At 53.4% G+C, this 14,294-nt stretch carries 8 protein-coding genes; 3 read left to right on the top strand and 5 right to left on the bottom strand.

Annotation, left to right across the window (positions count from 1 at the left end):
• Positions 1–240: 240 nt before the first annotated feature.
• Positions 241–1,410 carry an MFS transporter gene (locus LKE88_RS10300; protein ID WP_199614411.1) on the top strand — a complete coding sequence of 390 codons (1,170 nt, stop codon included), beginning with the start codon at positions 241–243 and terminating at the stop codon, positions 1,408–1,410.
• Positions 1,411–1,493: 83 nt separating this feature from the next.
• Here LKE88_RS10300 and LKE88_RS10295 read toward each other — a convergent pair whose 3' ends face one another.
• Entirely contained in the window at positions 1,494–2,852 is a 1,359-nt protein-coding gene (locus tag LKE88_RS10295; protein ID WP_105326807.1) for an alanine/glycine:cation symporter family protein, read from the bottom strand.
• A 15-nt stretch (positions 2,853–2,867) separates the two neighbouring features.
• Positions 2,868–4,628: an ABC transporter ATP-binding protein/permease gene (locus LKE88_RS10290; RefSeq protein WP_105326806.1), complete on the bottom strand. Its 1,761-nt coding sequence runs from the start codon at positions 4,626–4,628 to the stop codon at positions 2,868–2,870.
• A 237-nt stretch (positions 4,629–4,865) separates the two neighbouring features.
• On the opposite strand from LKE88_RS10290, the gene LKE88_RS10285 reads away from it, so the two are divergent.
• On the top strand, positions 4,866–6,206 hold the full coding sequence (locus LKE88_RS10285; protein ID WP_276803910.1) for an ISL3 family transposase: 1,341 nt from the start codon (positions 4,866–4,868) through the stop codon (positions 6,204–6,206).
• Between the two features lie 198 nt (positions 6,207–6,404).
• On the opposite strand, the gene LKE88_RS10280 is transcribed toward LKE88_RS10285, so the two are convergent.
• The 3 genes from LKE88_RS10280 to LKE88_RS10270 form a co-directional block, all read right to left on the bottom strand.
• A complete protein-coding gene (locus LKE88_RS10280) occupies positions 6,405–9,554 on the bottom strand; it encodes an efflux RND transporter permease subunit (protein ID WP_276803533.1) in 3,150 nt (1,049 codons plus the stop codon).
• Between the two features lie 17 nt (positions 9,555–9,571).
• Positions 9,572–10,756: an efflux RND transporter periplasmic adaptor subunit gene (locus LKE88_RS10275; RefSeq protein WP_276803531.1), complete on the bottom strand. Its 1,185-nt coding sequence runs from the start codon at positions 10,754–10,756 to the stop codon at positions 9,572–9,574.
• A 105-nt stretch (positions 10,757–10,861) separates the two neighbouring features.
• On the bottom strand, positions 10,862–12,490 hold the full coding sequence (locus tag LKE88_RS10270; protein ID WP_276803529.1) for a YybI family spore inner coat protein: 1,629 nt from the start codon (positions 12,488–12,490) through the stop codon (positions 10,862–10,864).
• 369 nt (positions 12,491–12,859) lie between these two features.
• Here LKE88_RS10270 and LKE88_RS10265 point away from each other — a divergent pair, with 369 nt between their 5' ends.
• On the top strand, positions 12,860–14,275 hold the full coding sequence (locus tag LKE88_RS10265) for a D-lactate dehydrogenase (protein WP_105326802.1): 1,416 nt from the start codon (positions 12,860–12,862) through the stop codon (positions 14,273–14,275).
• Positions 14,276–14,294: the final 19 nt, after the last annotated feature.

Below are 14,294 nucleotides of genomic sequence, written 5' to 3'. Positions count from 1 at the left end.
CAATTTTTCGGCCCGTAAAACTTTTGTATATCCCCGTTATTTTTCCTTTATTTCCCGTATGGGCACTGTATACAAGGATTTTTACTTTTTAGCGGAAATTTTCAGGGATTTTTTCCCCTTCAGGGCCATTTTTCCTTTTCCTTTTTATTTCCACTCCAAGAAACTCCTATTTCCAATTGACAGGCTTTCCTGGCAGAGTACAATGGTGAGTATCACTGCGAGCGGAAGGAGTCGTTTTCTTTGCCTAAGGAAAAATTATGGACCGCGCCCTTTCTTTGTATGGGCGGCATCAATTTCTTTCAGTTTCTCACCCAATATATCCTGGTATCCACCCTGCCCCTGTTTATTATTGCCGAATTTGGCGGCAGCGATGTCCAGGCAGGCCTGGCCATGACCTCATTTCAGATTGGTACCAGCCTGTTCCGCCCCTTTGCCGGCTATCTCATCGACAAGAAGAACAAGCGGCAGCTGCTGCTTTTGGCCCTGGTACTGTTTAACCTGGTGATGCTGGCCTTCAACTTTTTGGCAGGGCTGGAAGAAATTTTCGTGCTCCGGGCCTTCCATGGGGTACTGTTTTCCCTGACCACTACTACCGCAGCTGCCATTGCGGTACTGGTGATTCCCCCTTCCCGCCGGGGCGAAGGGGTGGGTTATTTTGCCGTCACCACCAACCTGGCCATGGTGGTGGGTCCCTTGGCCGGCCTTTTGCTCTACCAGCTGCTGGGGATTTCCGTCCTGTTCCTGTTTCTCAGCCTGGCAGCTGCAGCCATGCTGCTGGGGGCCTTTCTGGTTCCCCTGGCCCCCAGCGTTACGGCGCCCCAGGACCTGCCGGAAGGTCCCCTGCTGGAGCGTCTTTTGGAAATCAAATCCCTGCCTGCAGCCCTTTTGGGCGGTCTGGTGTACTTTGCCTACGGCGGCGTGCTTACCTTCATTCCCCTATACCTGCACAGCCTTTCCATGGACAGCCAAACCGGGGTGTTTTTCGCCGTATTTGCCCTGTCCATTGTGGTAAGCCGCCCGGTAATCGGCCGGCTATTTGACAGCCTGGGGCCCGTCTACCTGATCCTGCCGGGCTTTGCGGCCTTTATCCTGGGGCTGGTGCTGTTCAGCCAAATTACCACTCCCAGCTCTCTGTACGCAGCCGCTGTGGTCCAGGGCCTGGGCTTTGGCGCCCTGAGTCCTTCCTTCCAGACCCTGGCCATCCAAAGCGCTCCCCTGTCCCGAGCCGGCGCTGCCACGGCCACCTTCTTCTGGTTCCTGGATATTCTCGTGGGCATAGCTGCTGCCACCCTGGGCCTCATTGCCGGCGCCTTTGGCTACACCTTGATGTACGGCCTGGTTTGCCCGGCTGTAGAAATCGCTGCAGCCCTCTTATATCTGTACTGGCATTTTCGCAAACAACTGGTCTAGCTGCCAGCTGCTGAAACAAAAACTCTGTGCAAAAGTTTCTTCCCTTTTGCACAGAGTTTTTTTATGGGCGAACGCCCCTGCCCTTAGGCAGCTTTTTTCTGTTTTTGTTCCTTGACGTGCTGGTTGTACTTTTTGGTTTCCGCCACAACCACCCCGGACAGCCCCAGCAGGGCAATCAGGTTAGGAATGGCCATCAGGCCGTTTACAATGTCGGCCAAAATCCAGATGGCTTCCAGTTTTACAAAGGCCCCGGCCGCTACCAGGATGATAAAACCGATGCGGTAGGGCATAATACCCTTGGTCCCCACCAGGTATTCCATGCAGCGTTCCCCATAATAGTTCCAGCCTAAAATGGTAGTAAAGGCAAAGAGCACCAGCCCCACCATCAGCAGGTAGCCCCCAAAGGTGGGATACGCCTGGGCAAAGGCTGCGTTGGTCAAGGCCGCCCCGTTCAGGTCGGTTGTCCATTGGCCGCTGATGACAATCACCAAACCGGTCAGAGTGCAGATGATGATAGTATCAATAAAGGTACCTGTCATGGAAACCAGACCCTGTTCTGCCGGCCAATTGGTTTTGGCTGCGGCAGCCACAATAGGTGCGGAGCCCAAACCGGATTCGTTGGAGAAAACGCCCCGGGCTACGCCGCTGCGCATGGCCAAAAGCACGCTGGCGCCCAAAAAGCCGCCGACAGCCGCGGTAGGCGTAAAGGCATCGGTCAAGATTTCCACAATGGCGGCAGGAATCCGGTCCGCAAAGATTACCAAAATACCCAGGGTAGAAGCCAAGTAAATAACAGCCATGGCCGGCACAATTTTGGAAGCAGCTTCCGCAATGCTCTGAAGGCCGCCCAAGGTAACCCCGGCTACGATAATGGTCAGAATCACGGCCGTCCACACTACAGGAATGCCGGCATTCAGCTGGGTAATTTCCACAATGGAATTTACCTGGGCAAAGGTACCAATGCCAAAATAGGCCACCAGTACCCCAAAGAAGGCAAAGGCCACAGCCAGGGGCTTGTAGGCCTTGCCCAGGCCATTTTCGATGTAGTACATGGGCCCGCCGGAAATCATACCCTTATCATCCACGGTACGGTATTTTACCGCCAGGCAGCCTTCTGCGTACTTTGTGGCCATGCCAAAGAAGGCGGCCATCCACATCCAGAAAATAGCGCCGGGGCCGCCGGCTTTCACGGCAGTGGCTACCCCTACAATGTTCCCGGTGCCCACGGTGGCAGCCAGGGCCGTGCACAGGGCCTTAAAGCTGTCGATGTCCCCTTCGCCCTGGTTTTCTGCAGAGAAAATCAGTTTCAGGGAACGGGGCAGACGGAAAATCTGGAGAAAGTGCAGGCGCAGGCTGAGGAAAATACCGGTACCTACCAGCAGCACCAGAAGCGGTGGTCCCCAGACAAAGGAATCAATGGCATTCAAGGTTTCAATATTCATCGGTGTTTCCCCCCATCAAAATTCTGCCGTGCGGCAGTCTTGGGCAGCAGGCGCTGCCTGAAGCGTTGCTTCTTTTTTATTTTTATCCAAATGCAGGACCAGCTGGTGGAACTGAAGCAGGGAACTTCTGTGTCCTACACTGATAACGGTGGTATGCGGCAGCTTCTCTGCCAGCAATTGGTACATCCGGGCTTCGGTTTCCTCATCCAGGGCCGAAGTGGATTCATCCATAAACAGCCAGGCCGGCTGGTAGATCAAAATCCGGGCAAAAGCCAGCCGCTGCTGCTCGCCCAAGGAAAAGACGTGGGCCCAGTCCCCTTCTTCCAAAAGGTGCTTGGCCAAATAGCCAATTTGGCACTCCGCCAGTACCTGACGCAGGTGGGCGTCGGGCAGGTCCCTGGTGCCGGGATACAGAATGGCATCCCGCAGGGTGCCTAACGGCAAATAGGGGCGCTGGGGAATGAACATGACAGTACTGCCCGGGGGCAAGTCCGTTTCCCCTTTCACAAAGGGCCAGAGACCGGCCAGACAGCGCAGCAGGGTGCTTTTCCCGCTGCCGCTGAGGCCCTGAATCAAAAGGTTTTTCCCCGGCTCCAGGGTCAGATTCAGCCCCTGGAGAATGGGCTGCCCATTGGGCAGGTCCACTTCCAGGTCCTTGATATGGAGCGCTGCATCCGGGGAGCTTCCCTGGACCAGCTGGGAAGCACTGCCCGCCGCCTGCACCAGCTCCATATGGGCCTCAAAACTGGTAAGCCGCTCTACCACGGCCTGCCAGGCGGCCAGGGAAGTATACATATCCACAAAGTAGGACAGGGCATCCTGGACCCGGCCAAAGGCCGTAGCCACCTGCATCAGCCCGCCCAGGGTCAGTTCCCGGCGCAGGAAGCGGGGAATGGCCACCACAAAGGGAAAGATGATGGCAATCTGGGAATACCCGGAATTCAGCCACACCAGCTGCTTCTGCTTCAAAACAATTTTCCAGAAGTTTTCCAGCAGCAGGGTAAAACGGTTTTTGAAGACCCGGCCTTCCTGTTCTTCCCCATGATAGAAAGCTACGCTTTCAGCGTTCTCCCGCATCCGCATCATGCTGAAACGGAAATCTGCCTCCCGGCGCTGCTGGAGGAAATTCAGGGCTACCAGTTTGTGCCCCACCCGGTGGGTCAGCCAGGTGCCTACTACAGCGTAGGCCACGGCCACCCAAACCATATACCCGGGAACCTGCCAGGTCCGGCCCAGCAGCTGGAAGGAAAAGGGTCCGGACAGCTGCCAGAGAATCACCACGAAGGACAGCAGCGTGCACACCGCCTTGATGATGCCTACGAAAAAGCCCAGGGTATCGGTGACGAACAGGTTCACGTCCTCACTGATTCTTTGGTCCGGGTTATCCATATCTTTCCCGAACATTTGCAGCCGGTAATAGGTCTTATTTTGGAGCCAGGCATCAATGTACCGGCCCGTCAGCCACCGGCGCCAGTGCAGAATCAGTACCTGCTGGAGATAATAGGCGTAAACGGCCAAAATAATGTAAATAAAGGCCAAAACGGTAAAACGTTTCAGCTGATGGAAGATTTCTTCCGTCTGATAGTCTTGCAGGGCCGTATAGAAGGCATTGTTCCATTCGTTCAGCAGCACCAGCATAAACACCACACCCAGGGTCAGCAGCAGAATGGCTGCCAGGAGCAGGTAGGCTTTTTTCTTTTCCTCACTGCGCCAATAGCTTCGGGTCAGGTGCCACACCTGTTTGAGCAGATTTGGTGTTACATTTGTTCTTTTCACGTACACTCACCCTTACACTAATCAGAATGGTACCTATTATAAACGTTTCATTCGAAAATTGCAAAGAATTTCTGAATGAATTTGTTAAATATTACATTACCATTCGGATATTTTTTGGCTCATCACGGAAAATTGGGGGATACGAAATCTAAGACAGAATTTAAAAACTGAAAAAAGGTATTGAAAAAGAGCACGGGATGCTCCATTCTAAGTAATAGCGACAAAACTACGAAAGGAATGATCCACGTGCTCTCAACCTCAAGTATAGCAAATTTATGCAAAAACATACAGGAAAATATTCCTACGAGTATTGCTTCTCTTTTTGAAGAGATCATAGATGTAAATAGTACCCGGCCTACAGCCGACGTTGTATGCCCTTGCTGCGGCGGTAAGGTCCATGTCCATGACAACCCTGTAACTACACTTAAAGACATGCCCTGGATACCCGGAAAGCCACGGATTCTTCGTGTGAGATTCCACCGCTACCGGTGCCAAAAATGCGGGCATACCTTCAATGAAAACATAACCTTTAAGTATCCTGGAACCAGAGTCACTTCTCGTGCCGCTTTATGGATCAAGATTTTGCTTATGCATCAAATGACGATTAAAGCAGTCAGCGATTTGACCGGTATCCATTGGGGAACAGTTTCTAAAATCCATAAGGAAATTATGGACGAGGCTCTCAAAACGCGAAGCGAGGAACTTCGCAAAAGTGGCTACCGTCCTAAGCATCTTGCCGTTGATGAGTTTGCAATGCACAAAGGCCATACTTACGCAACCTGTGTTATGGACCTTGATATGGGAGACATCCTCTGGGTTGGTGCGGGACGCTCTATAGCTGCCTTTACAAAGTTTTTTGAAGAGACAGACCTGGAGTATTTGTCTGAAGTAGAAGCTGTCGCAATGGACATGAACGCATCGTTCAACACCCTGGTAGAAAAGTATCTGCCTCATGCGGCAATAGTACACGACCGCTACCATATGCAAGCCCAGTATGGACGAGATGTGCTGGGAGCCGTAAGGCTGGAGGAAGCAAGACAGCACAAAGAGAAAGCCGATAACCTAAAGCTTGGGATTACAGAGAATATTGCTGAAGAGCAGGCAACAAAAGCAGAGGATTCAATTAAAGAGGAGAATCGGCTTTACAAGGAAGTAAAACAAGCTCGCTGGACGCTGCTTTGCAAGGAAGAAACACTAAGCGATAAAAAGGCAGAAAATCTCAAGGAAATCCTTAAAAAACATGAAAATTTGACAGTTTGCCATACAATGAAAGAGGAACTAAGTGATCTATTCGAGCTTAGAAACCCCGATTTAGCTGCCGTAGAATGGGAAAAATGGTTTAAAGGAGCCGAGGAGGGCAACATACCGCAGCTGCAAAAGTTTGCCCGCTTAAAGCGAAAACGCAAAGAGGGTTTGATTGCTCACTCAGCCCATCCGATTACCACAGGAAAGCTTGAAGGCTTCAATAACAAGATTAAGGTTGCAAAACGAATAGGGTATGGATACAAAAATGATGAATATTTTTTCACTCTGATTCGATATTCAGCATTACCATCTATACGAAACGGCACTGTCTAGAGATTGCGACAGTGGGATGTTGCTAGACATAAAAGAAGGATGGCAGAAATCTGCCATCCCACAATAAAACGTGAAGAGCCTATTTTTTTCATCTGTTAGCCCATTCCGTTCTCCTTGGACTTTCCGGGCTTTGTCCACCAAAAGGCGGAAAATAAAATGCCTCCCCTGCCAGCCGGCAGGAGAGGCATTTTTCATAACTTAAAGCTGATCACTGGGAATTTCATCATCCACAGAGCCAACCGGCGTCTTGGGATGGAAGACCTTTTCAATGGTCAGGAACAATACAGGAACCAGGAACAGGGACAGGAACGTAGAAGCCATCATACCACCGATAATGGCGGTACCAATGGAAGTACGGCTGCCTGCACCTGCGCCGCTGGCGTAGGCCAGAGGCACAGCACCAATAACCGTAGAGAAGGCGGTCATCAGAATAGGACGGAGACGAACCTGTACGGTATCGATCAGGGCGGGCATAATGGCCCAGCCGTTGTCCACTCTCATCTTGGCGTATTCCACAATCAGGATGGCGTTCTTGGCCGACAGACCAATGAGCACGATCAACCCAATCTGCATGTAGATATCGCTCTGCAGGCCCCGCAGGTACTGGAAGCCAACGGCCCCCATTACAGCGGAAGGTACGGCGAAGATGATGCCCAGCGGCAGGGTCCAGCTTTCATACAGGGCGGACAGGCACAGGTAAACGAATACCAGGGAAATCCCGAACATGATGAAGGAGGAGTTGCCGGCGGACTTTTCATCCCGGCTCTGGTCGATCCATTCGTAGGTGTAGCCGGAAGGCAGCTGGCTGTTCAGCACTTCTTCTACAGCGGCCATGGATTGGCCGGTGGAGTAACCGGAAGCAGGAGAACCTGCGATCTTGGCACCCCGGGCACCGTTATACCGGGTAATGGCAGGCGCGGCCACCATTTCCTTGGATTTTACCAACGCGCTCAGGGGAACCAGGTTCCCGGAATTGCTGGCTACGTACAGATTGGCAAAGCTCTTGGTGTCCCCTCTGTATTGGGGTTCTGCCTGGATAACAACCTTCCAGGTCTGGCCCAGCAGGTTAAAGTCGTTGACTTCGTCCCCGCCCAGGAAAGCCTGGAGGGTGGTAAACACGCTGGATACCGGTACGTTCAAGCTTTCTGCTTTGGCCCGGTCTACTTCAAACTGCAGGGCCGGGGTATTGTTGGTGAACGTGGTGTACATATGGGACACTTCCGGGCGCTGGTTCAGCTTGCCCAGGATGGTCTGCACATCGCTGGCCATTACATCCGTATCATGGCCGGTGGTGTCCATAATGTACAGGCTCAGGTTACCTGTACTGGACATGCCGGGCAGTACGGCTTCGTTAAAGGCCATAACGTTGGCAGCAGGGGTTTTGGCACCTACGCCGTTCAGTTTATTGATGATGGAGTAAACGCTCAGATCATCGGTGGTCCGGTTCTGGATATCTTCCAGTTTTACGGGCATGATGGCGGCGTTGGACTTCCGGGCCATGGACAGGGCATCAAAGCCCACAATCTGCATGACATGCTTTACACCGGGAATCTGCCGTACCTGGGCAGCCAAATCATTGGTGGCCTTGATGGTCCGGGCAGTGGAGGCGGCTTCCGGCAGGGTTGCCGTCATCAGGGTAAAGCTCTGGTCTTCATCTGGTACGAACCCGGAAGGAATCAGTTTGAAGAAAGCACCGATCAGTACGAAGACCACCAGCAGAGCACACAGGCCTACCCGGAAATGGCGCAGCAGGCGTTTTACGTTGTTCACGTATTTGCCCGTGGTCCGTTCCAGCCACCGGTTGAAGTAGCCAAACATCTTGCCCAGGAAGGTGTTCTTGTCCGTTTCCTTCTTGGGACGGATCACCAGGGCGCACACAGCCGGGCTCAGGGACATGGCTACCACAGCGGAAATGGTCAGCGCCACGGTAATGGTCAGGGCGAACTGTTTGTACAGTACGCCGGTGGTGCCGCCCAGGAAGGCTACCGGCAGGAATACGGCCAGCAGCACGAAGGCGGTGGCCACAATGGCCCCAGATACGTCCCGCATGGCGGTGTAGGTGGCTTCCTTAGGGCTCATCCCCAGGGCATCCACGTTATGTTCTACAGCTTCCACCACTACGATGGCATCATCTACTACGATACCGATGGCCAGCACCAAGGCAAATAGGGTCAGGGTATTGATACTGAAACCAAAGATGATGAAGGAACCGAAGGTACCCAATAGGGATACGGGGATGGCCAGGGTGGGCACCAGGGTAGCCCGCCAGCTTTGCAGGAATACCCAGGTAATCAGTACTACCAGTACCAGGGTTTCTACCAGGGTGATAACCACTTCTTTCAGGGATTCACGTACATAGTCCGTGTTATCCTGCACAATGTTTAATTCCATATCCGGCGGGAAGCTCTTTTGGGCTTCGGCCAGCACTTTTCTGACGCCAGCCACGGTTTCCAGGGCGTTGGCATCGGTGTTCAGGCTGATGGCATAGGACATGGCGTTCATGCCATCCAGCTTACTGACGACACTGTCGTCACGGGGACCAAACTCTACCCGGGCTACATCTTTTACCCGGAGCAGGTTGCCGTTATTATTTTTGATAACGATGTTCTTGAATTCGTCCGCGGTGGTCAGACGGCCTTTAACCCGGGCAGAATACTGGAATTCCTGGTCCTTTTCCGTAGGCCGGGCACCAATGGAACCTGCCGGGGCCTGGATGTTCTGACTTTGGATGGCGGACTGGACATCCGCTGCGGTTACCCCCAGCTGCGCCATCTTCATAGGATCCAACCAAATTCTCATGGACAGTTCCGGGCCGTACTCGCTGACGTCGGAAACGCCCTTGACTCTCTTTAAGGCATCCACGAACTGGGTGGCACCATAGGTTTTCAAGAACATGGTGTCATAGGTCCCGTTAGGGGAAGTCAAAGAGAAATACATGATGGTCTGGGCGGACTGTTTTCTGGTGGTAACACCATAGGTGGTTACTTCGCTGGGCAGGGACGCATTGGCCTGGGCCACACGGTTCTGCACCTTAACGGAGTCCATATCCGGGTCCGTTCCCAATTCAAACTTTACGTTCAGGGTGTAGTTACCCTGGTTATCGCTGACCGACTGCATGTCGACCATGTTTTCAACGCCGTTGACCTTCTTTTCAATGGCCTGGGCTACCGACTGTTCCACAACCTCCGCGTTGGCGCCTACGTAGTTGGCCACTACGCTGATACGCGGGTTGGAGATCTGGGGATACTGGGCGATAGGCAGGTTATAGGCCGAAATAATGCCGATCAGGGCGATGATAATGGAAATAACGCAGGCGAATACGGGGTGATCAATAAAATATTTTGCCACTTTCCTTTACCTCCCCCTTATTTTGCGCTGCTGTTGGATGCTTTACTGCCTGCAGCAGTTGAATTGTCTGTATCGGTGGTATCCAGGTCAGCTTCCGTCATAGGCGTGGGATTTACCTTGGCGCCCTGCTGCAGCTTCTGAATGCCTTCTACTACGATGTTTTCGGTACCGTCCAAGCCGCTCTTAACCAGCCACAGCTTGCCGACCCGTGCGCCCAGCTGCACTTCCTTCATGCTTACCGTATTGTCGGAGTTGATGACGTACACAAAGTGCTTGTACATTACGTCCGTTACGGCCCGCTGAGGAATCAGGATGGCGTTGGGAACGGTGGAGCCCACCAGGGAAATGTTGGCGAACATCCCCGGCAGCAGCAGGTTGTTGGGGTTGTTGAATTCAGCCTTCAGGGTCAGGGTACCGGTGGTATCGCTGACGCCCCGGTCAACCTGGCTGACCACGCCTTTTTCCGGATAGACCGTACCGTCACTTAGGGTCAGGGTCACATCCGTCAGGTTGCCTGCGTTGTTCAGGTTGCCCTTCATCATATCCAGGTAGTCACTTTCCGAAACGGAGAAGCGCACCCACATGGGGTTGCTGCTGGAAATGGTGGTGAGCACCGTAGAGCTGGCCGTTACGAAAGCACCTTCCGCCAGCGGATTGGTATCAATCTTGCCGGAGAAGGGAGCCACAATCTGGGTATCGCTGACATCTACCTGGGAAGATGCCAGGATGGCCTGTTGGGCGTTTACATTGGCCTGGGCCTGGGCCAGCGCCGTGTTGTACTGGTCAGCCGTCTGCTTGGAAACGGCGCCCTGTTCGTACAAGGTCTGGTACCGGTAGGCATCCTTTTCCGCATTGCTTAGGGTTGCCTGGGCGTTGGCCAATTTGGCCTGGGCATTCAGCACGGAGTTTTGGTAGGTTCTGGGATCGATAACGTACAGCAGCTGTCCTGCCTGCACTTCGTCCCCGCCGTTGACCAGTTTCTGCACAATAGTGCCGGTAACTTTGGATTTTACTTCCACCGCGTTCTTTGCTTCCACAAAGCCGGTGTACTCATACTTGATGGGAGTATCCCGCTTGATGACCTGCATGGACTTTACGTCCACGGCTCCACCCATAGGTGCTGTCTTTTGGCCGCAGCCGGCGACGCCCAATAACAGCAGGAGCGCCATCCCCACGGATACCGCTTTTTTCTTTCCTAACATGAACAATCCTCCTAAATCCTGCCCTCTTCGGCAAATTGCATTCTATGGAATACTTATAGAAAACCTTGTATATTATATCTTATGCAATTTCTAGATTCAAATCTGTTAATTGCCGTTTTTCTCCTTATTTTCACTGATTTTCCCTAGTTTTTTCACGGATCCTTCATTTGACTGGCTAGTCAAAAATTCTTCTCCGATACGATTTTTTGCCAGAAAAGGCAGCACCTTTTCCTCGGGGATATCCAGTTCTTTCCGGTTCCCATCCAGGAGCCCCAACACGCTGCCATCGTAATAGTAGCCGGTCAGCGTATCCTCGGTGATTGCAATGCCCTTGGCCTGGCCTTCCTTCTTCACCATATTCCAGAAGCCGTACCAGGGCCGCACCAGTTCCTTTAAGGGAATTTCCTCTCCGGTGGTCAAGTTGAAGTTGAAGCTGCGGCTGATGACCTGGCTCCGGTCCCGGTCGGACAGCAGCCCCAGCAGCATGACACTGGCATATTTGCTGCCCGTATACTTCACCTCGTAGGTCAGGTTCAGCCGGGTGCCGAACACCGCTTCCCGCAGCCGGTCCCGGACAAAGGTTTCTATTTTATTGTTGATGCGCCAGGCAATCTTGCCGTCCAGTTTCTGGAAATGGGGATATTCTACCTCCCCAGTGTCCGTGCCCACCTTCAGATCTGTGATTTCGTAGCCGCCGGTACCGGTAATCTTATCGGTATTTTCGTAGGCCGGTTTGGCGTAAAGTTCCGCCCGGAAGCTGACGTTCCAGGGCTGCCACACCCCGGCCCGGTAACCCCAGACCGTGCGCACAGTGCCCAGGGGCTGGTCGCTGTCCACGCCCATCACCTTCTGGAGGGTTACCAGTTCGTCCACCCCGTCCCCGTCCACATCCAGGGTGCTCAGCTGGCTGATATTCTGGAGCAGGGGCCGCAGGCCGGAGCTTTTCAGGGAGCCGTCCGCCCCGTACACGTTCAGGCTCCGGTAGGCATCCTTTTGGGAGGCCAGGTCCAGTTCCACGTCCTGGGTCAGATTGGGAAAACTGAGCCGCACCTTATAATCCGGCAGATAGGTGCCCACCATGGTCACTCCCCGGTTGTCTGCTGCGGTAAACACTTCTTCCGGCTTGGTGCCGCTAAAGTCCAGGATCCGGTATTCCACCGTCTCCCCAGGACCGCCGCTGGGAGCCGCAATAATGACGTCGGGCCAGCCGGTACCCGTTACGTCCGACAGGGTCAGGTAGGCATTGTAGCCCCCCAGATCCTGGGGACGGATATAATATTTCACCTTGGTGGAATCCAGGTCCCGGACAATCACGTACATATTTCCCATGTAGCTGGATTTGTCCACCACCGGATCCCCCATCAGGTCCACCACTTCTTCCACGCCGTCCCCGTCCACATCGCCAATGGCTTCACTGACCAGCTGCCCATGCTGGATGACAAAGTTTACCTCCCGGACTTTCCGGATAGGTTCCGTTTTTACAGGAACATTGCTGGGCATAGTTCTTTTTTGAGTGGCAGAATCCCCTTCTGTCCCGGTCTTTTCCTGACTGCCAGCCTTTTGTCCAGCAGCAGGCTGCTTCTGGCTTTCCGGACTGACGGCGGCTTCCGCCTGCCTCTTTTCTCCGGCCGCAGGCTGCTGGGCTGCAGCAGAGCCCGGCACCCAGGTCAGGCTCAAGCTGCCCAAAAGGGCCAGGCCCAGCCACAGGTTTCTCTTTTTTCTCTGGGTTAGCATATCGTTCACCAACGTCCTTTCCTGGCAAAATTTCACACATTTACTGTCTTATCATACCATGACCGGTTAGTCACAGACAATCCATAGAATTTTCTTATTGGAACAATGCCGGGACTGTACGGACAGCAAAAAAAGAAAGAACCTCCGGGGAGGTTCCTGGCTGATTTACGGCAGATCCTGTAAGGCTGCCTTTTCATTATACCACAGGCCGGCCAACCCGGCCAGCCGCTGTGGTCTATAACGAACGGTTATAGACCTATAGAAAATAGTTAGCGAATTCTTTTGATTTTTTTGTCAATTACTTGTATATCAAATAGAAATTGATTATACTAAACTCACCTGTGTTAAACAAAGGGGAGGTTTCCAGTTATGATTCAATATCAACCAATCACTCCGGAGATTCTTGCGCAGCTGCGTGAGATTTCCGGCAACCGCGTTATTGTAGGAGAAGACATCAATCCTGATTATGCCCATGATGATATGCCCATTTACGGCATCGGTATGCCCGAAGCCACCATTGATGTGCTGAGCACGGAAGAAATTTCCGCCATCATGAAGCTCTGCAACGCCAACCACATCCCGGTTACCGTCCGGGGCGCCGGCACCGGCCTGGTAGGCGGCTGCACGCCGGTCCAGCAGGGCCTGGTGCTGTGCACCACCCGGATGAAGCAGATTCTGGGCTACGACGAAGAAAATATGAACGTACGGGTACAGCCCGGGGTACTGCTGGATGAACTGTCCAAGGACGCCCTGGCCCACGGTATATTCTATCCTCCGGATCCAGGCGAAAAGTTTGCCACCCTGGGCGGCAACGTTTCCACCAACGCCGGCGGCATGAGAGCCGTAAAATACGGTACCACCCGGAACTATGTCCAAGCCATGACGGTGGTTCTGCCCACCGGGGAAATCCTGCACCTGGGCAGCCCGGTTTCCAAAACGTCTTCCGGCTACAGCCTGCTGAACCTGATGGTGGGCTCCGAAGGCACCCTGGGCATCATTACGGAGCTGACCCTGAAGCTGATTGCTCCGCCCAAGGCCCACACCACCCTGATTGTTCCTTTTGCTGAGCTGGCGGACGGCATCGGTGCCGTACCGGCCATCAAACGGTCCGCCCTGAATCCCCAGACCCTGGAATTCTTTGAAAAGGAAATTCTGGAATCTTCCGAAGCCTACCTGGGCAAATCCGTTTTCCCCAAGGAAGTGGAAGGCCAGGCAGTGGGTGCTTACCTGCTGGTTACCCTGGACGCCGCCAGCAACGACCAGTTGGACGAACTGGTGGAACAGGGAGCTGAAATGATGCTGGAAGCCGGTGCCCTGGACGTACTGGTAGCCGACACCCCCATGTTCCTAGAAAAGACCTGGGCAGCCCGTTCTTCCTTCCTGGAAGGCATTGAAGAACAGTTCAGCCTGCTGGACGAATGCGACGTGGTAGTTCCCATTTCCAAGATTCCGGATTTTGTGCTGTACATCAAGGAAATCCAAAAGGACTTCCCCTTTGAAGTGAAGATGTTCGGCCATGCCGGGGACGGCAACCTGCACATCTACACCTGCGCCAACGATATGCCCCTGGAACAGTTCCGGCCGGCGGTTGACCAATTCATGCACCTCTTGTACGCCAAATGCACCGAGCTGGGCGGCCAGATTTCCGGGGAACACGGCATTGGTTTCGGCAAGGTCCAATACCTGGCGGAATCCCTGGGAGATACTTCCATGCGCCTGATGCAGGGCATCAAGGAAGTCTTTGACCCCAACCTGATCCTGAACCCCAACAAGGTCTGCTTCTAAACCCCAAAACGTCTTAAAA

The organism is Acidaminococcus hominis, assembly GCF_022484025.1.
GTDB lineage: Bacteria > Bacillota > Negativicutes > Acidaminococcales > Acidaminococcaceae > Acidaminococcus > Acidaminococcus hominis.
This window is presented reverse-complemented; position numbering and strand designations above follow the sequence as displayed.

Coding starts and splice junctions, on each gene's coding strand:
- LKE88_RS10295 (WP_105326807.1), bottom strand. CDS start 2,852: ATGAATATTGAAACCTTGAATGCCATTGATTCCTTTGTCTGGGGACCA.
- LKE88_RS10285 (WP_276803910.1), top strand. CDS start 4,866: ATGATCCACGTGCTCTCAACCTCAAGTATAGCAAATTTATGCAAAAAC.
- LKE88_RS10275 (WP_276803531.1), bottom strand. CDS start 10,756: ATGTTAGGAAAGAAAAAAGCGGTATCCGTGGGGATGGCGCTCCTGCTG.
- LKE88_RS10270 (WP_276803529.1), bottom strand. CDS start 12,490: ATGCTAACCCAGAGAAAAAAGAGAAACCTGTGGCTGGGCCTGGCCCTT.
- LKE88_RS10265 (WP_105326802.1), top strand. CDS start 12,860: ATGATTCAATATCAACCAATCACTCCGGAGATTCTTGCGCAGCTGCGT.